The sequence below is a fragment of the Streptomyces sp. NPDC056160 genome, assembly GCF_042268205.1.
GTDB lineage: Bacteria > Actinomycetota > Actinomycetes > Streptomycetales > Streptomycetaceae > Streptomyces.
The window spans coordinates 1-18621 of sequence record NZ_JBHJUW010000092.1 but is presented as its reverse complement, the minus strand read 5'-3'; the positions used below and the strand labels follow the sequence as shown (position 1 = coordinate 18621).

Genomic DNA, 18621 nt, shown 5'->3' with positions numbered 1-18621 from the left:
GGTGTGGAACGGCCACCCGGGCGCGAGGAGGCACGTGCCCGTCCACACCTCGGCCGTCCAGATCCCGGTGCATTGTCGTGACGCCCGGACTACACAGCGTAATTCACGCAGCGCAGCCGGTTCCTGGATTCCGCAGAACCCGACCGACAAGGACGACGATGACCCCCACACCGCGACAGCCGGATGACGCGAAGGCGACCGACCACACGACCACCCGGCACAGCCCGCCACCCCCCACCGCGAAGATCCGGGAAGCGCTCGACGCCCGCGACGCCCTCGCCTCCGCGCTCAGCCGGGCCGGCATCCAGCTTCCCGCGATGGACATCCGCACCCCCTGGTTCGACGACCGCGAGGGCGAGGTCCGCTACGCGCTCGTCCACCTCGGCGTGTGCTCCGCGCCCGTGGCCCTCATGCTCGCGGACGTGATCCTCAAGGGGACCGGCGCATGACGGAAGGCCACGGGGACCCAGACGGAGAAGAGCCGCCCGGCATCGGCGCAGCCGTCCGCGACACCACGCGCGACCGGGTCGGCCGCGTCATGGGCCACGAAGGCCCCTGCCTCCAGCTCCGCCCGCTCGGCGGTGGCCGCGAGTGGGACGCCGATCCACGCCACGTCCGGCCCCTGAGCCAGGACGAGTTGCTCAGCGCTCTCCTCTCCGAGGTCAACGCCCGTAGTCGGCAGAGCCACAGCACCAAGTGACCGCCGTACTCCCCACCGACGGTGGCCAAGCCCGTCCAGAACTCCTCCTCTTGATCGCCACACTCACCTAAGATGGCGACCGAACATCTCAGCGGCCCGACGGGCTTCCTGATCCGTCACGCACCCGCCCCCGCGGCGGCGCGCGGCGGACACCGGAGGACATGCCCCCACCCGCACGAGTCTTCTTCGTGCTGCCTGGGGGCATTTCCTTGCTGTTCCGTGAGTCCGCGGCGTCCGTGGCCGCCCGCATCCTCGAAGGGTCGCTGGCGCTGCATCTGGCCGAGAACTTCCGTCACCTGCACGGCCGCGAAGCCGCCCAGGCGGAAAAACGGTCCTGGGAGCGCAGCCTCCCCGCTCTCGTCAACGCCCTCATGGAGGCCGGGCTCGACGACGTCGAGGTCGTCATCGAGTACAGCATGCCCCTCACCAGCAAGCGCGCCGACGCGGTCCTGGCCGGCGTGCACCCGACGACGGGACAGCCGTCGTACGTCGTCGTGGAGCTGAAGCAGTGGAGCGAGGCGCACCCGGACGAGGAGGACCCCCTTCTCTGCCGGCTCGACGCCTACCCGCAGCCCGTCCTCAACCCGATCGAACAGGTCCGCGGCTACTGCGAGTACCTGCTGTCCTTCAACGCGGCCCTGGAGCGGATGCCCGGGTCGCTGGCCGGTGTGGCCTTCCTGCACAACGCGACCGAGTCCCGGATCGCCGGGCTCCGGAACGTCGAGGAAGACCAGTACGGCCGGATGTACACGGCCGACCAGCGGGGCGCCTTCCTGGACTTCCTGCGGTCGCGGCTCGCCGCCAAGCCCGGCGCCGAGGCGGCCGACGTCCTGAGGGACGCCAAGATCAGGCCGTCCAAGCAGCTGATGGCCGTCGCGGCGGCCGAGATCCGCGATCGCGAGCAGTTCGTCCTTCTCGCCGAGCAGCGGGTCGCGTACGAGATGGTGATGTCCGCCGTGCGCAAGGCCAAGCGCGGCAACCACAAGAAGGTCATCGTGGTGACCGGCGGTCCCGGATCCGGCAAGAGCGTCATCGCGATGTCACTGCTGGGTGAGCTGTACCGGCGCGGTGAGACCGCCCTGCACGCCACCGGGTCGGCGTCGTTCACCAAGACGATGCGCAAGGTCGCCGGGCACAAGAAGCGTGAAGTGCAGCAGCTCTTCAAGTACTTCAACAGCTTCATGGACGCCGAGCCGAACGATCTCGACGTGCTGATCTGCGACGAGGCGCACCGGCTGCGGAAGACCTCCGCCAACCGCTACACCAAGGCCGAGCTGCGCACCGGCCGGCCGCAGGTCTGCGAACTCATCGACGCGGCCCGGGTGCCGGTGTTCCTGCTCGACCAGCACCAGGTGGTGCGACCCGGCGAGATGGGGACCAAGGAGGAGATCCAGCGGGCCGCCGCCACGGAGGGCCTGGACTGCACGGTGATCGAGCTGGACGGCCAGTTCCGGTGCGGCGGCAGCGACGCGTACGAGAAGTGGGTCGTCGACCTGCTCGGCCTGGAGGGCGGTACGCCCGGTCCGTGGGAGCCCGACGGCAAGCTGGAACTGCGGACCGCCGAGAGCCCGCAGGAGTTGGAGGACTTCCTCGTCGCGAAGCGCGCGGAGGGCTTCGGCGCGCGGATGTCGGCCGGTTACTGCTGGAAGTGGACGACCAGGCTCACCCCGGAGATGACGGCGCTTCCCACCGACGTCGTCATCGGCGACTGGGCCCGGCCGTGGAACGTGTACGGCGACCGGTCCGTGTTCGGGGCCCCGCCGGCGCCTCTGTGGGCCACGGAACCGGAAGGATTCGGCCAAGTCGGCTGCGTCTACACCGCACAGGGTTTCGAGTACGACTGGTCCGGCGTGATCATCGGCCCCGACCTGGTGTGGCGTACCGACCACTGGGTCGTGGACCGATCCGCGTCCAAGGACCCCATCTTCACGAAGGCCACACCGGAGAGCGAGATCGACCGGCTCATCCGCAACACCTACAAGGTACTGCTGACGCGGGGCATGGTCGGCACGATCGTCTACTCGACGGACCCGGAGACGCGCGAGAAACTGCGCTCGCTGGTGCACCCCTCGTCCGGGGTGGAGGCGCCCGCGCTCGTGTAGTCGGGCAGGTGCGAAAGAGACCACATCTCATGCCAGCCGGGTCACACCGGGACATACACGAACTTGCAGGACAGTCCCCGCGGGGAGACGCCCCATCGCTCCACGCGCACACCGACGAACGTTTCTCACCCGGGTTCCACTGCTGGCATGGGCCTTGCTCGCGGTCGTGTTGCTCTACTTGCTGCTGATCGTTCTGCTTTCGCTCACCGAGGTGTACGGGAAGAAGCCCGCTCGGCGTCGGGCAGCGGCGGATATGGTCCGCACCCTGTGGTTCACCGGCGGCGGGACCAACGACCAGCCCCCGACCCCCGACCACCGCGCGTGCGAGAGGTACTCGGCGAACGCCTCGTTGTCGAAGTCCATGGTGGGCAACTCTGGCTGAAAGAGGTCGCTGTCCGGGTTGAGAGCTTCGGAGTGCGCCGTCAGCTGGACCAGAAACGTCTGCGCGACCTCCAGGGCCTGCGGGTCGTCGAGCCACATGCCGAACTCCAGCTGCTTCTGGACTGGTGGGTTGCGTTCGCGCTACCCACCCAGAGCCGTTCCGGGCGGGGGCCGTTCCCCCTCCCCCCGAACCTCGGAGCCCCGCCGGAGCGACCGGCGGGGCTCGGTGGCCGTGGAGCGTCTCTCCGTCAGCGGGCGAGCCGGGGGAAGAGGGCCTGGGCGTTGCCGCGGTTGATGGCGGTGCGCTGCTGGTCGTCGAGGGGGTAAGCGTCGAGCTGCTGGGTGAAGTAGGCGGACATCTTGGCGGGGGCGTAGGGGAAGTCGCTGCCGAAGGTGATGTGGGTGGGGTCGGCGAAGGCGAGCAGGGTAGGGAGGGTGTCGGGGTTGGCGCTCAGCGCGGTGTCGAAGTAGAAGCGCCGCAGCTCGGCGAGGATCGTCTCGTGGGACATGACCGCCTGGATTCCGCCGACCTGCTGGTGGGTCTGCAGCGCGAGGGCGATGCGGTGGGCGGCGTAGGGCAGGAAGCCGCCGCCGTGGGACAGGATGAAGCGGATGGCCGGGTGGCGGGCGGTGGTGCCCGACAGGACGAGGTTCATCGCGGCGCGGGTGGTGTCCAGCAGGAAGTCCGCGGCGTAGGGCGGGATGCCGGGGACGAGCGGGCCGGGGAGCTCGGCGGGGTGGATGAAGACGGCGCTGCCGCGGCGGCCGAGCTCGGCCATGAGCGGCTCGAACGCAGGGTCGCCGAGGTAGGTGCCGCTCTGGTTGGCGAGCAGGACGATGCCGTCGGCGCCGAGCTCGTCCAGGGCGCGGGCGGCCTCGTCGAGCGCACCGTCGACGTCGGGCAGCGTCAGGGTGGCGAAGAAGCCGTAGCGGTCGGGATGGTCCTTGACGATCTCGGCGGCGTAGTCGTTGACCTTGCGGGCCCAGGTGGTGGCCTCGGCGTCGTCGCCGAGGTGGGTGCCGGGGGTGGAGACCGACAGGACGGCGGCCTGGATGCCCTGGCTGTCCATGAAGGCGAGGTCGGTGTCCACGTCCCAGTGCGGGATGGGCAGGCCGCCTGCGGTCTCGCCGTGGGAGATCAGCCAGTCGCGGTAGTGCGGCGGAACGATGTGGTGGTGGGTGTCGATGCGTGCGGAATCGGTCACGGTCATTCACCTCTGAGTGACTTAGCAAGCTAACTCTTAGCTTTGTTGGTACCGTAGACCCGTGACCCCGCCCACGCAAAACGGACACCTCGACCAGAGGCCGGCCGACGATCACCTGCCGCAGGCCGATGACGCGCAGTTCCAGGAGTTCACCCGGGCCGTGCAGGATCTGCTCACCGCTGTCCGCCGCAGCCGCGGCCGGATCGCCGGCCAGACCCGCCCCGCCCTGTCGCTCTCCCAGGTCCAGCTGCTGGAATCGCTCGCCGACCACGCCACCCTCGGCGTCAGCGAGATGGCCGAGTACGCGGGCGTCACCACCCCAACCGCCACCCGCATGCTCAAGCAGCTCGAACGCGACGGCATCGTCACCCGCACCCGCAAACCCGGCGACGAACGACGCGTCGAGATCACCCTCACCGAAACCGGCGCCATCCTGCTGGCCGAGCACCGCTCCCGCCTGCAGGAACGTCAACTGCGCGCGTTCCGCGAGCTCACCCCCGACCACCGTGCCGTGGTCACCGAACTCACCCGCCGCCTCAGCGACCTGGTCGACGAGATGTGACAACTCCCAGCGCCCCCGAACAGCCGGCAGCCATCAGCATCATCCGCCGAAGCGCCCCTGGACCGAGGCGAGTCGCGCAGGGGGAGCACAGGGATGGCAAGTCCATTGCGACCCGGTGCCAATTAGGGGCCCAGAGCAACCCGGCCCCCCAGGCCCTGTTGTCTCAGGAGCCGCTCCTTCGCTGAGGATGCAATGAGGGCCGCTCATCGTTGAGGGTGTGGCCTTTGTTGTTGGCGGGTCGGCGGATGACTCAGATGTGCTGAAGGAGCCGCGTCGCGCTCGTCGATACCAACCTCGCCGCGCAACGGGCCACAGCACATCTCACGAGAACGCAGGTCCAAGGTGTCGCTGAGGTCCGTACGACCTCTCGCCCCAAGGTTCTCCGCGGCATCCGGTCCTCCCGGACCGAGACGATCGAATCATCGCGGTCGGACGACATGACAGGCTGTCGGGCCGTGACATCGCCTCGCACTCCATGTGATGCGTCCTCGATGCGATCTCGGGGATGAAGCGAGAGCAGCTTCCCCGAAGCGCTCCCGGACCGGCCCGAGTGACCCACGTTCCTGGGTCCACGCCTCGGAACCGGCACGTCGGGCAGGAGGTGACCGAATCACATCGCTCTCGGTCACGCCCCACCGCCGAATGGAGTCACCTCCACGGGTTGCCGACACGGCCGCGCCTGCAGAGCTGCGCAGCCGCGTGGGACCCGATCGACCAATGTGACGAGGCTTCAGAATGAGCGTCATGCGAGCGTCAGCATCCCGAGCAACGCAGGGACACAGCTTGCGCCGCTGTCGGGACAGCCGCCTGGATCCGCAGGTCAGGCTGCCCTTGCAGGCGATCGCCACCGTCCACGCGTCGGACGCGCGGAATCAGGTCGAGCAGCCGACGAGCACCGAAAAACCGCAGGTCAGCCGCCCTGCTTCACCGGCTCCAAGATCGCCACACACTCAACGTGCGAAGTCATCGAAATGGCGTCATACAGAAGGGAAGTCAGCGTTCCCGCAGGTCAGGGGGCACTTTCGGTGCGCTTAGCAGGCTCTGGAGTCGTCGAGGGCGTCAAACGAGCGTCACCTCCGCCTATACCGCGAGGCTGAGGTGACGTGCCCTGGTGAGTGCGACGTAGAGCGCGCGGTGAGCCTCGTCTCCGGGATTTAGAGCTTGTCTCACGTGGTGGGTTTTGCGAGCTTCTTGAAGCAGGTCAGGGCTGCCGCGAATCCGAGGAAGGCCAGGAAGTGACTGCCTTTTCGCTCGTACCGGACGGTCAGGCGGCGGTAGCCGAACAGCCACGAGATGGACCGCTCGATCTTCCAGCGGTGCCGGCCTAGGCGCTCGCCGGACTCGATGCCGGGTCGGGCGATGCGCGGGACGATGCCCCGTGCGCGCAGCCACTTCAGCCTTTCGGCGGAGGGGTACGCCTTGTCGGCGCGGAGCCTGCCGGGGCGGCGTCGGCGGGGGGCCGCGCCGGGATCGGATGGCGGGTATGCCCAGGACCAGCGGCAGCAGCGCCTGGCTGTCGTGGACGTTCGCGCCGGAGACACCGAGCGCGAGCGGTAAGCCCTGTGCGTCGGACAGGATGTGCAGCTTGCTGCCCTTCTTGCCCCGGTCGACCGGATTGCGCCCGGTCAGCGATCCCCCTTTTTCGCACGTACGGAGGCGGCGTCCACGATCACTGAGGCCCAGTCCACATCGCCGCGGGCTCCGAGTTCATCCAGGACGGCACGGTGCAGCCGCCGCCACAACCCGTCCCTGGCCCATGCGGAGAACCGGCGGTGCGCGGTCGTCGGCGAGACACCGAACGTCTCCGGCAGGTGCCGCCAGGCACAGCCGCTGGTCAGCACGTACACCACAGCCGTGAACACCGCTCGCTCATCAACCGGGGCCGTGCCTCCACCCTGCGGACGGGAAGCAAACGAAGGCAGCAACGGTGACACAAGCGACCAGAGTTCGTCAGGAACCAACCGCTGTGACAAACCAACACCCATGACACGGCATCATGCCGCACCCGCCTCAAACCACGTGAGACAAGCTCCAAGTCGCTGCAGTCCGGCGAGCTCGGCATCGGCTTCGCGCTGACCCTCGCGGAGCACGTGCTGCGCAGCCGCTTCCCCGACCATTCGGTGACGATCGTCCCCGCCGACACGGTGTTACGCGCGGGCTGGGCCCTCACGAGCAGGGACAAGGGCGAGAAGGTGAAGTACCGCTACCGCCCGCAGTACTTCGCCGAGGTCTGGCGTCCTGGCGAGCCGTCTCTCGTCATCCCCCTCGCCTGCAAGGGCAACCACGGCGACGCCGCCACCTCCGCCGACCAGCTAGCCTCCGCCTCCGCCCACGCCGAGGCGGTCCACATCGGCGCGTGGAACGAGACCCCCGGCCTGCTGTTCAGCACGCAGTTCCCGACGGACGGCGGCACGATGACTGTCCACGCCCTCCAGGCACCCGGCAGCGGAGGCCGGTTGTCCCCGGCGGAAGTCCGTGAGGCGAGACTGAACGCCGCACCGTTCCAGGCGAACGTGATGCCGGACATCCACCCGCCCACCGAGGGCCTGGTGACGCCGGAGCCCGTACGGGGCTGCCACGTCCAGCCGAAGGACTACGCCTGGTTCCAGGAGTCCCTGGCCCACACCACGGCGGCGGGCCTCATGGCGTTCACCGGCTCCGGCCACGCCACCGCCCGCCACCTGACCGACCGGCAGGGCCGCAAACGCTTCACCGGTCTCGAACACGCGGCCGCCATGAGCACCCAGGACGCCGCCCACACCCTCTTCGGCACCGCGTACGTCGGCACCGACCACGTCTTCCGCCTCAACGGCCCCCGCGTCGAGGCGTTCTCCGGCGTGGACGAGGAAATCTTCCGACTCCTCGCCAGGGGCGACGTCGAGGAGTACCGGGCCTTCGTCCACGCCGGCCGCCACGCCCGCCCCCACCTCAGCTACGACAAGGACTGGGGAGGCCCGGTCTCCGTCCACGCCGACGGCTCGGTCCTCGCCCTGCGACTGCTACAGGGACAAGAGGAGAAGCCGCGTCCGGGCTCCGCCCACTGACGAAAGATCCGCCCGGTCCTCTCCGACCGACGACGGGCGCGCGGGCCTCGATCCGGATCACCGTCCGAAGAGACCTGCGCCCCTGCCGTCCAGGAGCTCTAGCGCCTCCTCCCACCGGAAGCGGTCCGCTCCCCCGCCCGCCTTCGGCTGGTGCGGCTCGTACGACACGACCAGCACGCCCATCTCCCGCAGCTGGTTCAGGCTCCGGTCGTACGCCGGGTGTGCGGCCATGGCCGCGTTCACGTACGGCAGGACGACCGTCGGGATACCCATCCCGTACGCCTCGCACAGGATGCCCAGCGCGAGGGTGTCGGCGATTCCGGCGGCCCACTTGTTGATCGTGTTGAACGTAGCGGGCGCGACGGCGATGGCGTCGGCGGGCGGGAGGGGGCGCGGGTCGCCGGGGCTACGCCAGGCCGAGCGGATCGGGTAGCCGGTCTGGGCCTCGATCGCCTTGGTGTCGAGGAAGCCGAGGCCCTGGGGTGTGGCTATGACGGCGACGCCCCAGCCCTGCTCCTGCGCGGCGGTGATCAGCTTGTGCGCGTCGCCCGCGATGCCGGCGGCGCAGACGACGACATACAGGAACGGCTTCTTCGACCGGTCGTTCATGGCTTTGCCCCCTCGTCGACGCGCTCCCCCGCGGTCACGATTCAGACCCTAGCCGTCGGCATCCGCGGACGGGGCCCGGTCGGAGAAGCCGCCTGCCACCTGCACGAAGGGCACGGTGTCTGAGTACAAGCGCCGGCCGGACCACTGGTGCCGGTGCCGCGCGGTGATCCTTGTGCACCCGGGTGCTCAGCTCACGTATCGTCGCCTAGGTGACCAACGCGCATGTGGCGAGCAGGCACCGCATTCACTCCGATGATCTTGCGGAACTGATCAAGGAATTCGACCTCAGGGACGTCGTCGACTGGCGTCACCTGGCTGACGGCCTCATGAACGTGAACTGGCAGCTGGACACGCCGCGAGGGACCTTCGCTCTGAAGCGGGTCACGGATGTACCGCTCGACAGGTTGCGCCGCAATCTTGCCGTGTTGCCGACCCTGGCTGAGGCTGACATTCCAGTGATCGTCCCTATGGTGGGCTCGTCGGGTGGGGTCGTGGTCAAGGTCGGCGGGAGCGGGTACTGCCTGTTCCCCTGGGCACGAGGAGCGCACGTTCGTGGTGGGGATCTTCCCCTCGCTCAGGTGCGACGGCTCGGGGCGGTCCTCGCCAAGCTCCACCTGGCGCTCGGGCACGCCGCCGAAACCGGGGTCCTCCCCGCTGTTCCCGTCAGTCTCACCGTGGACGTCGTCCCGCCGGAACGGGCGTCGGAGAAGGCCGACCGGCTCGCCGCTGCTGCGCGGGCCCACGGTTCGGGCGACGCCTTCGACGCGGCGGCGCTCGACGCCCTCGCCAAGCGTCGGGTGCTGCTCGCCGAGTGCGCGGCCCTTTGCCCTGAGGGAGACGTTCACGCAGGGCCGTACGGCTGGACGCACGGCGACTTCCAGTACCGGAACCTCCTCTGGGCCGACGGCGAGCTGACGGCCGTCCTGGACTGGGACCGGCTGGGCGTCCGCCCGTACGCCGAGGAGATCGTCCGGACGGCACAGGTGCAGTTCGGAGTGGCGGGCGTCTTCGACCTGGAGCGGGTGGCGGCCTTCGTGAGCGGCTACCAGTCGGTGGCCCCGTTGGAGCCAAGCGCACTGCTCGACGCCGGACGCCGTCTTTGGTGGAAGCGGATGACGGACTTCTGGCAGCTCGAATTCCACTACGACCGTGGCGATCATTCCTGCGACGACCTGTTCATCGCCGACGAGGCGCTCCTTCACTGGTGGACGGAGCGGCTCGCCGAGGTGGAGCGGGCATTCGGCGGCGCTCTCTAGATCCCCAGTTCCCGGAGCTCTGGGAGGCACGGGCGGGTGAAACGTGCCGCTCTGGCCCGTGCCCGCTCCCCCAGCGCTTCGCGGTCCACGTCGCGGATCGCTCGCGCCCACTCCTCGGGGCCGGCGGTGGCGGGCAGGACGATTCCGGCGTCGCCGATGGCTTCGGGGATCCCGCCCCGGTTCGTACCGATGGTCAGGACGCCGTGGAGGGCGGCCTCGACGATCACGCGGGGGAAGGCGTCTTCCACCGTGGACGGGACCAGCAGCAGGCGGTGGCTGCGGTACAGCGGCTCCATGTCGTAGACACGGGGCACGTACGTGACGTTCGGATAGGCCGCGAAGTCGGCTGAGGTGTCCCACCAGCCCTCGACCAGAGTGAAGGACTGCTCCGGCATGAGGCGGATGAGGTGGTGCAGCAGCTCGGCGCCCTTGGCTGGGATGGGGTTGACCATCAGTACGGCCGGGGTGCGCTCCGTGTCCGTAGCCGGTCGTGGGCGGGCGAACGGCGGGTACACCACGTCGATGCGAGTACCGGGCGTGCGGGGTGCCCGGTCGCGGACGAACTTCGACACGGCCAGCCCGTAGTGCGGACGGCCGACGAGCACGCCCAGGCCGGTGGCGGAGACGGAGTGGAGCAGGCCGGCGACGAGGGTGGTCGGCGTCGCCAGTTCGGCCAGCTTCGCTGATCCTTCCTGGGCGGTGAACACGACGTCGGGGCGGAGCTCCCCCAGGAGGCTGGCCAGTGCGTGCTCCACGTTGTTCTGCGTCAGCGCCGCGCACTCGACCCCGTTCCACCGGTAGCGCAGGGTGTCGTCCGCTTCGTCGTACGGGACGCGATGCCTGTCGAGATGGGCGCACATGTCGGGGAGCCGGGTGGCTCCGTCCCACGGCGCCTCGTGTGAGCCGAGGTACGTGACGCGCCAGCCGGCGGCGGCGAGCTCTTCGGCGAGGAGCTGCTGGGTGACCTCGGCGCCTCCGATGAGGAAGGGGGGTGGGGTGCGGCGCCAGGCGAAGAGGGCGGTGGGCACCAGCGGTCACCTCGCCCAGAAGCCGACGACGGCCTCCACGGCCCGAGCGACTTCGTCCGGGTCGGCGTCGGCGGCGAGGACCGTGAGCTCTCGCGTCATGGGCCGGCGGGCCGTGTGGACGAAGTAGTCGCGTGCGTGGTGAAGGAAGCCCGGCTCATGGAGGAAGTACTCGGACTCGGCGGCGGTGTGGCCGGCGGTCTTCCGGCGGAGGTGGAGCGACTCGGCCGGTACGTCGAGGTAGAGGGTGCGATCGGGGCGCAGGAACGGGAGCGTCGTGAGCCGGCCGCGGAGCCGGTGGTGGACGCCATATTCAAACAGGGCGTCCAGGGCGTACGCGTGGGCGAGCAGGGTGTCCACGGAGCGGTCGAGGACGACGAGCTGCCTGCCGCTCGCGGCGGCCTCGGCCACTCGGGTCGCCTCGATCTCCATGAACCGCTCGAAGGCGGCCAACTGGGCGGCCGCGGAATCGGTTCGGACCGGAGGGATGTCGTCGCGGTGGGCGATGTGCTTGACGTAGCAGTCGGAGACGAACGCACGCGAGCCGAGGGCGGTATGGCGGAGGTGGCGTATCGCCGTGGACTTGCCGGCGTAGGAGGGGCCCTCCAGGGCGATGATCAGCACGTCGTCTCCTCCGTCCGGTAGAAGCGCTCGGCGTAGAGTCCCGTGCCGTCGACGAGGTCGGCCGCCGTGGTGAAGGCGTGCCGGATCGGCCGGTACATCTTCCGGGCCGGGTGCATCTGCGAGCCGTGCATCCTCAGGACGGTGACCTTGTCCAGGACGACGTCGGTGATGTCGACCAGCTCGGGCCGCATGGCCGCCTCCGTACGCGTACGGAACAGGTGCTGGTCGCAGCCGGCGAGCGCGTACGTCGCCCAGAAGGCGAGGTCCTCCCAGAACCAGGTACAGCCGAGACGGACGGCCGCTTCGTGGACGAGGAGGTGGTCGGGGTGGCGGGTGATGGCGGCGGGGGCGAGGAGCGCGGCGTCGGGGTGGAGCTCGGCGATCCGGCGCAGCTCCTCGGTGACCCGGTCGAGCAGCTCGGGGTCATAGGACCTGTACGGCGGCTCGGCGTCCTTGTATCCCAAAAGGAGTCGGCGGGCGGCGAACGGTGCGAGCGCGGCGGCGCCCTCGCGGTCGCGCAGCTCGGACACCGTGTCGACGTCGGCGTACGTGGCTTCCAGGGCGGGATGCACGCTCCGGGAGCGGGTGAAGACGGTGACCACGGTCAGCGGTCGGGGGCGGGCGAGGAAGGCACCCGAGGCGGAGAGGGCGAAGTCGTCGTGGTGGGGTTCGATGACGAGGACCGGGCGGCCGGCGGGGGTGCGGGCCTCGACGTAGTACGGGACGCGGGTGTGGGGCGCCGTCACCTCCAGGACACGGTGGTCCATGGCCCGGTGGCGGGCGGCGAGCTGCTGGGTGTGCGTCCGGTGGGCGCGGTGGAGGTCGTCGGGAAAGGTGTAGATGCCGCTGCCGTCCGGAACCGGCAGGTCGGCCGCAGGCAGGGTCTCGGGCTGAGGCCGCACAGGAGTCTCCTTCGTCATCGCACGGTGGTCTCGTACCAGTGGCGCCACATGCGGGGCGACCGGAGCCGCAGGCGGGCGGTGACGGGGTTCTGCCACCAGAGCATCCGCAGGCTCGACCACTGGTCGTAGCGACGGGTCGACGGGCGTACGCGCAGCTCGTCGAGGATCGCCACGGGCCGTCCGGTGGCCTGGCCGTGAGCGCTGAGACGGGCGAAGAACTCCACGTCCTCGCTCATGAACAGGTCGTCCCGGTACCCGCCGACGTGGTGGAAGGCGTCGGCGGTGCAGAACTGGTTGACGCCCTGGGCTCCGCCGCGCCGGGTGCGGTAGTGGTCCCAGTACGCACACAGGAGGCGGGCGCCGAGACGTTCGGGCGTGTAGAGCGGCGGGATGGCGCCACCGATGGCCCCTGCGTCCATGGCGGCAACAGCGGCGGTGACCGCCTCCAGGGGCAGGGCCACGTCCGCGTCGGTGAAGAAGAGGCGTCCGCTGCGGGCGGCGCTCGCTCCGGTGTTCCGTACCCGCCCGATGTTGCGGACGGACTCGGTGACGACGCGGACGCCGAAGGAGGCGGCCATGTCGGCGGTGGCGTCGGTGCTGGCGTTGTCGACGACGATCACCTCCCCGCTGCGTCCGGTGACCTCCTCCCAGCGGGCGAGGGAGGCGAGGACGGAGGGCAGGTAGCGGGGCAGGTAGGCGACCTCGTTGAAGGCCGGGATCACCACCGACAAGGCAGGGGTGGTCATCGGTATGTCCTTTCGGGACGGGATACGCGGAAGAGGTGCGGGGTCCGTCGGCTCAGCTCGTCCAGACGGCCGACCCACCGGGCACGGTCGTCTCCGGGTTCCGAGTGGGCCCAGCAGCGCATCGTGTGGAAGACGGCCCAGGCCGTCAGCTGGTGGTGGTCCAAGGCGAGTGGATAGGCATCGGTGACCGTGCGGGCCCGGGCGGAGGCGATGGCGCCGGTCATGACCAGGGTCTGGGCCACGTCGGACTCGCGGGGTCCGGCTGCGGCGTCGGTGAAGTCGACGAGGTGTCGGACGGCTCGGGGCCCGGCGAGCACGACGTTGTCGCCGTGCAGGTCGCCGTGGCACCACACCGGGGCGGCCGCGGGGGCGTCGGCGATGGCGGCCAGGGCGGGCGCGATGCGGTCCAGAGCGCTGGGCGGGCAGCGACGGCCGATCGAGGTGACCTGCTCATGGAGCGGCCGGCGCGGGGTCCACGGCTGGACCGGGGCCCGGTGAAGGCGGCCGAGCAGGCCGCCGAGGTCCCTCAGGGCTCGCTCGTCGCCCACCCGGCCGGACCGCACGGCGCTTCCCAGGGTGAGCGGGCCGAGGTCCGCGGTGATCAGAGCGGTCACCTCGTGGCCGGGAACGTGTCCGTACGCGAGGACGGCAGGCACGGAGACGTGCTTCGCGACGGCCCGGACCGCCGCCGCCTCAGTCTCCGCGTTACGACGGGCGGTGACTACGTACAGCTTGATGACCACGCTCCGGCCGTCGGTCAGGAAGGCCCGGTACACGACCGTCCTCGACCGCGCCGACAGGCGGTGTGCGGCACGAACCGGAACTCCCACGAGGCCGAGGGCGGCCCGCACGACGGCCGCGGGTACGTTCGTCGTGCTCACCACGCACCCGCCGGTTCCGCCCCGAAGGCGCCCAGGCGACGGACGTGCCGAAGGGCGACCGCCAGGTGCCGCCGGTACTCGGCCACGTCCTCGGTGACGGGGCAGTTGGCCTGCCAGGGCTTTTCGGGGCCGACGAAGTGCACGAGGGTCGCGGCCGGGTCCGGCCTGAGCGACCGGGTGACGACCCGCCGCACCCAGTTGCCCCGCTCCAGGAACCGGCCGGTCTCGAACCTGTTGAGCCCGGCGGCGGCCGGCCGCACGCGGCCGGAGTGCAGGAGCCACAGGTTCAGGGCGTCCTGGTCGTTGTGGAGGATGTGGCGGCGGCCGTGGACGAGCGCGTGCTCGACGCCCCTGCGGACGACGGGCATGTGGCCGGTGCGGGTCCAGAGGACTCCGGCATTGAAGTAGGGACGGCCGCGCAGGTGGGGCCAGCGTTCGGCGGCCCCGGGCAGCGCCGGGCACTCTCCTACGGCCGGGTTGAACTCGTCACGTACGGCACCGATCTCGTCCTCCCGGAGGGACCCGAGCGGATCGGTGACGTCTCCGCGTACGAGCACGTCCGCGTCCACGTAGATCAGGTAGGGCCGGCGGACGAAGTCCGGCGTGAACTCGAACCGCAGGTAGGTGGTGACGGTGATGTACGAGGCGTCCGCCATGCGCGAGGCGCGCAGCGGGGCGCAGCGTCGGAGGTCGAAGGAGCCGAAGCCGGTCCGCTTGGCGAAGTCGGAGAGGAGCAGGGCCTGTGCCGGGGCGAGGTCGAGGGTGAGCACCCGTACCGCCGCGTTGCGGCGGGCGACGAGGGTGAGGCTGTCGGCCAGGCTCGCGATCGCAGCGAGGCCGGGGACGAGGTACTGCTGGTCGATGCAGAGACCGAACGCGTACACGGGACGTCGCCTTTCAGGCGTGGTGCACGGAAGGGCGTGAGGGACGGGCCGGTGAGCGCGGAAGCTCATTGGTTGTCCCCGCCGCCGGAGGGAGCGAGGACTTGGAGGCTGTCGGGGTCGTCGGTCTCCCAGCAGGACCCGCCTCCGGGCGGCGGCCGCAGCACCCACACGGTGCTGCCGGCACGGACGTCGGTGACGATCGCCCGCCGCCCGTCTCCGTCCCTGACGAGGTCGCCGACCCACGCGCGCCGGGCGATCACGAGGTGCCCTCCTCGGGTGCTTCGGCCTGCGTGAACCAGCCCGACGCCGCGTCCGCGAGGTCGCGGCGGCGTCGGGCCTGACCGGGCGTACGGCGGGCCGGGGTGCCGTTCGACGCGTCCGCCAGGAACCCTCTCCGATCGCGGAGGAGCACGCCGAGGGCCGCGAACTGGCCCGCGTCGGAGGCGACATGGGCCGTCGCGCTGACGACGACGCCCCGGATCATCCCGGCGGACAGGGCGGCAGTGACCGCCTGCCACCCCGGCCGCTCAGCGAGCGGCAGCGCCGGGTCGGAGTCGGACCAGGCCCCGGCGACGTTCCAGTGCCGGGCGTCGGCGTAGTAACGGCCACGCTCCTCGCTCTCAACGAGAGCGGTGGAGGACTGGGCGCAGGAGTAGACGGCAACGGGCACGTGCCCGAGACCGCCGGGCGGGTTGTTCGGCATGCCTCCAGGCTGCTGGCCTGCGATGCTCGGGCCCAGGCACGGCCCGTCGCAGCGGAGGAACCTCGTATCGGACTCGACTGCCACGTCCCGTGGCAGCGGACGCGGACTCCGCCGTGGGGCTGACACGGCCCGTAGCAGTCATGCCGGTGGCACCCGCGGAGCTATTACGGACCGTGGTACCGCGGCCCGTTCCTCAGCGCACCCCGAGCGGGACGCCGGCGGAGTTGGCCAGCCCGCGCAGCCGGCTGACGGACACGCCGGCGAGCCTGCTGATGATGACGCCGGGAAGCATCTGGTGGCACACCCAGCCGGGAGCCATCTCACACACCGTTTGGAGGGTGTCGGCGGCGGCCTCCCACCGTCGGCATTCCACCTGAGTGAGAGCGACGTCCAGGCCGAAGCGGGCACGGGTGGCCAGCGGCACGCTGGCGTCCAGGCGGACGGTGTCCATGAGGCGCAGAGCGCCGCCCGTGTCGCCGAGCGCCACCGCGATGCTCATCGCCTGCGTGGCGGCGTACATCGGCCCGTACGGCTGGGCGTGCGCACCTCGGGCGTGTTCGTCTCCGATGCGGGCGGCGACGGCGTGTGCCTGGGAGAGGTACTCGCGGGCGTGGTCCGCGCTTGCCCCGCCTCGGGAGGCGGCGACGGCGGCGTTCGTGACGAGCTGGCCGTAGACGCTGAGCCGGTCCGGGTCGTGCTCGCTCATCTTGGGCTCGATCCGGTCGGCCTGGGCCGCTGCGAGGAGGAAGCCCTGCTTGGTGCGCCCATCACGGAGATTGACCCACGCGGTCGTGGCGGCGAGATGGGCGTCGCGCAGCTCATCACCGCCCTGAACGGCGATCTGCCGCCCGTACGTCAACGCCGCGTACGCCAGGTCTCGCGAGCCGAGCACATTGGCGGCCATGCCCGCGGTCTGGAAGGTGTCGATCAGGACGCCGGCTGCGGCCTCCCGTTCATCGAGGCCGGCGGCGTCGAACCTGGCGCGGGCTTCTGGAAGGAGCCGCCCGAGGAGGGTGCCGAGCTCGGTGTACCGCCCCTCCCAGTAGGCGACGTCCGCCCGACGCACGACCGCTCGAAGTTCCTCGACGCTGCCCGGCTCGACATCGGCGGGGATACCGATGGCGGCGTCGTGGGTCGCTGCGGAGACCAGGCGCAGCGCGGCCCTCTCGTCGCGGTCCATGGAGCGGCGCGGCGCCTGCTGCCCGAGGAGCACGGCGATGTCCGTACCGAGCGCGTCGGCGATCGACAGCAGCGACGGCAGGGAAGCCGTCCCGCCACGTTCGAGCTTGCGGACGACGCCGACGGACACACCGGCGGCCTCGGCTAACTGTTCCTGCGTCATGGCACCGCGCAACGCCTTCAAGCGCTCAGAGGTGGTGTACTCCGACCACTGCATGCTCTAGAACCTCCGCGTGATGGGCCCCACACGGACAGTACTCACAGAAGCGGTGCGGTGGACAGCCTTCGGCCAGGCGGCAGTTGACACTCAGACCGTGAGCACAGCCGTGACGCCGAGAAGATCCTCCAGCTCGGCGACCGCCCTGTCCTCGTCGGTGGAGTAAACAGCCGTGATGCCCAGCTCGGCAGCCGGCGGCAGATTCACCTCGTGATCGTCCACGAACACGCACCGCTCGGCAGGCAGCCCGATCCTCTCCAGTGCGAGCCGGTAGATAGCCGGGTCCGGCTTCGCGAGTCCCTCCAGCTCGGACACGACGTGCACGTCGAAGAGGTCCCAAATGCCGACATGCTCGTATGGGTTGAACGGATCGAGCCCGAAGCTGTTCGACAGCAGCGCGAGCCGGTGGCCGGCAGCTCGCGCAGCCCGGGCGAGCGCGATCATCCGACGCGCCGGAGGTACCTCGGCCCAGGCCCGCCCCATCAGGTTCACGGGATCCACGTGCTCACCGAGGAGAGCCGCGGTTCCCTCGTTCCACTCAGCCTGCCCTATCTCACCGATCTCCAGCGCCGCATACAGCCGCCGACCTTCGGGGTGATCATTGAGCGTTGCCCGCCACGCTCCAGGTTCCAGTCCCTCCGACACGCACCAAGCCCGATGAACCTCGATGGGGCTGGCCGTCAGCACCCCGGCGAAGTCGAGGATCAGCCCCATCGGCTCCTGCCCATCGGCCGTGTTCCTGTGCGCCACCGGGTGAACGTCCCTTCCGAGATCGGACTCGTACGAGGACGCTATCGCGTGATCGGGGGCTCGCGCGAAGGGGCGGGCGCCACTCGCCGAGCTGGCGACAGAAGCCGCTCGATTCAGTTGAACAGGGCAGCAGTACCGTCTAGTTCGATGCCCGTCAGGATCACAGCTCCTGCGCCGGCAGACCCGGGTGGAACTACACCTGCACGTCATCCCAGCCGTGCACGGCATCGGGCGGGCCCACACCGGATGACACAGCACCTCCGCGACAGACGACGGTCCGGTCCTTCACCGAAGCACAATCTGCGCTGTTGGAGACCTCCTTTACGCAAGAGGCCGTCGAACGAAGGAGGAACGGCGCCCCCATTCACCTATCTGCCGCAAGGGTCTTCCACAGAGGAACCGACCTCAAGCCCTCATAGGAAATGGGACCACCGCATGACTACTTGCATAGACCTCGACGCGATCCCCCCGGACACCCCAGTCACCCAAGACGGCAGGATCACCCCCGTCGGTGAGCTGATCACCGCAACAGTGGCGAAGAACCTGACCGCCGTCTGCCAGCAGGCCGATGACCCACTGGCCGCACTCGATGCCCTCCTAAAGATCCTTCCCGAGCAGGTGAGGGCGATCGCTGACCAGCGTGACAGCGTCGAGCCCAGCCCGATGCGGAAGGCCCTCTCCGGCCTCATAGGCTCCGAATGCCTAGATCGCCGTCCTGGCCGCGACCCCCTGACCGGCCATCGGCTCGACGGCCAGGGAGCCTCCCCCTGAGTGGTGGACACGCTGATACTGGATCTGCTTGATCCGGAGAAAGCGAGACCACCGCCGATGGCGATGAAGGACTACTCGGA

20 protein-coding genes and 1 pseudogene are annotated in these 18621 nt (G+C 70.0%); 7 read left to right on the top strand and 14 right to left on the bottom strand.

Features of this window, described 5'->3' with window-relative positions; translation table 11 throughout:
* Positions 1–158: 158 nt before the first annotated feature.
* The 3 genes from ACFC02_RS28425 to ACFC02_RS28415 all read left to right on the top strand — a co-directional run bounded on the left by ACFC02_RS28425 (position 159) and on the right by ACFC02_RS28415 (position 2802).
* A complete protein-coding gene (locus ACFC02_RS28425; RefSeq protein WP_376363097.1) occupies positions 159–449 on the top strand; it encodes a hypothetical protein in 291 nt (96 codons plus the stop codon).
* Positions 446–700: a hypothetical protein gene (locus tag ACFC02_RS28420; protein ID WP_376363094.1), complete on the top strand. Its 255-nt coding sequence runs from the start codon at positions 446–448 to the stop codon at positions 698–700. The genes ACFC02_RS28425 and ACFC02_RS28420 overlap by 4 nt, the downstream gene beginning before the upstream one ends.
* A 161-nt stretch (positions 701–861) precedes the next feature.
* Positions 862–2802 carry a DNA/RNA helicase domain-containing protein gene (locus tag ACFC02_RS28415; protein WP_376363092.1) on the top strand — a complete coding sequence of 647 codons (1941 nt, stop codon included), beginning with the start codon at positions 862–864 and terminating at the stop codon, positions 2800–2802.
* Positions 2803–2976: 174 nt separating this feature from the next.
* Here ACFC02_RS28415 and ACFC02_RS28410 read toward each other — a convergent pair whose 3' ends face one another.
* Positions 2977–3282: a hypothetical protein gene (locus ACFC02_RS28410; protein WP_376363089.1), complete on the bottom strand. Its 306-nt coding sequence runs from the start codon at positions 3280–3282 to the stop codon at positions 2977–2979.
* A 149-nt stretch (positions 3283–3431) separates the two neighbouring features.
* Positions 3432–4394, bottom strand: a complete 963-nt coding sequence (locus ACFC02_RS28405) for an amidohydrolase family protein (RefSeq protein WP_376363086.1) — start codon at positions 4392–4394, stop codon at positions 3432–3434.
* A gap of 55 nt (positions 4395–4449) precedes the next feature.
* Here ACFC02_RS28405 and ACFC02_RS28400 point away from each other — a divergent pair, with 55 nt between their 5' ends.
* A complete protein-coding gene (locus ACFC02_RS28400; protein WP_376363083.1) occupies positions 4450–4950 on the top strand; it encodes a MarR family winged helix-turn-helix transcriptional regulator in 501 nt (166 codons plus the stop codon).
* Positions 4951–6116: 1166 nt separating this feature from the next.
* On the opposite strand, the pseudogene ACFC02_RS28395 reads toward ACFC02_RS28400, so the two are convergent.
* A pseudogene (locus ACFC02_RS28395) lies at positions 6117–6935 on the bottom strand (IS5 family transposase).
* A 105-nt stretch (positions 6936–7040) separates the two neighbouring features.
* On the opposite strand from ACFC02_RS28395, the gene ACFC02_RS28390 reads away from it, so the two are divergent.
* The gene (locus ACFC02_RS28390) at positions 7041–7994 is read left to right on the top strand and encodes a hypothetical protein (protein WP_376363080.1); all 954 of its coding nucleotides are present in this window, start codon (positions 7041–7043) and stop codon (positions 7992–7994) included.
* 57 nt (positions 7995–8051) lie between these two features.
* Here the strand turns inward: ACFC02_RS28390 and ACFC02_RS28385 are convergent, their stop codons facing one another.
* Positions 8052–8603, bottom strand: a complete 552-nt coding sequence (locus ACFC02_RS28385) for a flavoprotein (RefSeq protein ID WP_376363077.1) — start codon at positions 8601–8603, stop codon at positions 8052–8054.
* A gap of 209 nt (positions 8604–8812) precedes the next feature.
* Between ACFC02_RS28385 and ACFC02_RS28380 the strand changes: the two genes are divergently transcribed.
* Positions 8813–9859: a phosphotransferase gene (locus ACFC02_RS28380; protein ID WP_376363074.1), complete on the top strand. Its 1047-nt coding sequence runs from the start codon at positions 8813–8815 to the stop codon at positions 9857–9859.
* Here ACFC02_RS28380 and ACFC02_RS28375 read toward each other — a convergent pair.
* From ACFC02_RS28375 to ACFC02_RS28330, 10 genes are all read right to left on the bottom strand, one after another.
* Positions 9856–10887 (bottom strand): glycosyltransferase, encoded by a 1032-nt coding sequence (locus tag ACFC02_RS28375; protein ID WP_376363071.1) that lies wholly within the window; start codon positions 10885–10887, stop codon positions 9856–9858. The genes ACFC02_RS28380 and ACFC02_RS28375 overlap by 4 nt on opposite strands.
* A gap of 6 nt (positions 10888–10893) precedes the next feature.
* On the bottom strand, positions 10894–11508 hold the full coding sequence (locus tag ACFC02_RS28370; RefSeq protein WP_376363068.1) for a hypothetical protein: 615 nt from the start codon (positions 11506–11508) through the stop codon (positions 10894–10896).
* Positions 11502–12428: a PIG-L deacetylase family protein gene (locus tag ACFC02_RS28365; protein WP_376363065.1), complete on the bottom strand. Its 927-nt coding sequence runs from the start codon at positions 12426–12428 to the stop codon at positions 11502–11504. Before ACFC02_RS28365 ends, ACFC02_RS28370 begins: the two co-directional genes overlap by 7 nt.
* On the bottom strand, positions 12425–13156 hold the full coding sequence (locus ACFC02_RS28360; protein ID WP_376363062.1) for a glycosyltransferase: 732 nt from the start codon (positions 13154–13156) through the stop codon (positions 12425–12427). Before ACFC02_RS28360 ends, ACFC02_RS28365 begins: the two co-directional genes overlap by 4 nt.
* Positions 13153–14037 carry a phosphotransferase gene (locus tag ACFC02_RS28355; RefSeq protein ID WP_376363059.1) on the bottom strand — a complete coding sequence of 295 codons (885 nt, stop codon included), beginning with the start codon at positions 14035–14037 and terminating at the stop codon, positions 13153–13155. The genes ACFC02_RS28360 and ACFC02_RS28355 overlap by 4 nt, the downstream gene beginning before the upstream one ends.
* Complete coding sequence (locus tag ACFC02_RS28350; protein WP_376363056.1) at positions 14034–14921, bottom strand: glycosyltransferase family 8 protein; 888 nt, start codon at positions 14919–14921, stop codon at positions 14034–14036. Before ACFC02_RS28350 ends, ACFC02_RS28355 begins: the two co-directional genes overlap by 4 nt.
* Before the next feature lie 65 nt (positions 14922–14986).
* Positions 14987–15181 carry a hypothetical protein gene (locus ACFC02_RS28345; protein ID WP_376363053.1) on the bottom strand — a complete coding sequence of 65 codons (195 nt, stop codon included), beginning with the start codon at positions 15179–15181 and terminating at the stop codon, positions 14987–14989.
* Positions 15178–15624 (bottom strand): hypothetical protein, encoded by a 447-nt coding sequence (locus ACFC02_RS28340; RefSeq protein ID WP_376363050.1) that lies wholly within the window; start codon positions 15622–15624, stop codon positions 15178–15180. Before ACFC02_RS28340 ends, ACFC02_RS28345 begins: the two co-directional genes overlap by 4 nt.
* A gap of 193 nt (positions 15625–15817) precedes the next feature.
* Positions 15818–17020 (bottom strand): helix-turn-helix domain-containing protein, encoded by a 1203-nt coding sequence (locus ACFC02_RS28335; RefSeq protein WP_376363047.1) that lies wholly within the window; start codon positions 17018–17020, stop codon positions 15818–15820.
* Positions 17021–17110: 90 nt separating this feature from the next.
* The gene (locus tag ACFC02_RS28330; protein ID WP_376363044.1) at positions 17111–17734 is read right to left on the bottom strand and encodes an HAD-IA family hydrolase; all 624 of its coding nucleotides are present in this window, start codon (positions 17732–17734) and stop codon (positions 17111–17113) included.
* Positions 17735–18205: 471 nt separating this feature from the next.
* On the opposite strand from ACFC02_RS28330, the gene ACFC02_RS28325 reads away from it, so the two are divergent.
* Positions 18206–18541 carry a hypothetical protein gene (locus ACFC02_RS28325; protein ID WP_376363041.1) on the top strand — a complete coding sequence of 112 codons (336 nt, stop codon included), beginning with the start codon at positions 18206–18208 and terminating at the stop codon, positions 18539–18541.
* The last annotated feature ends 80 nt before the right edge of the window (positions 18542–18621 follow it).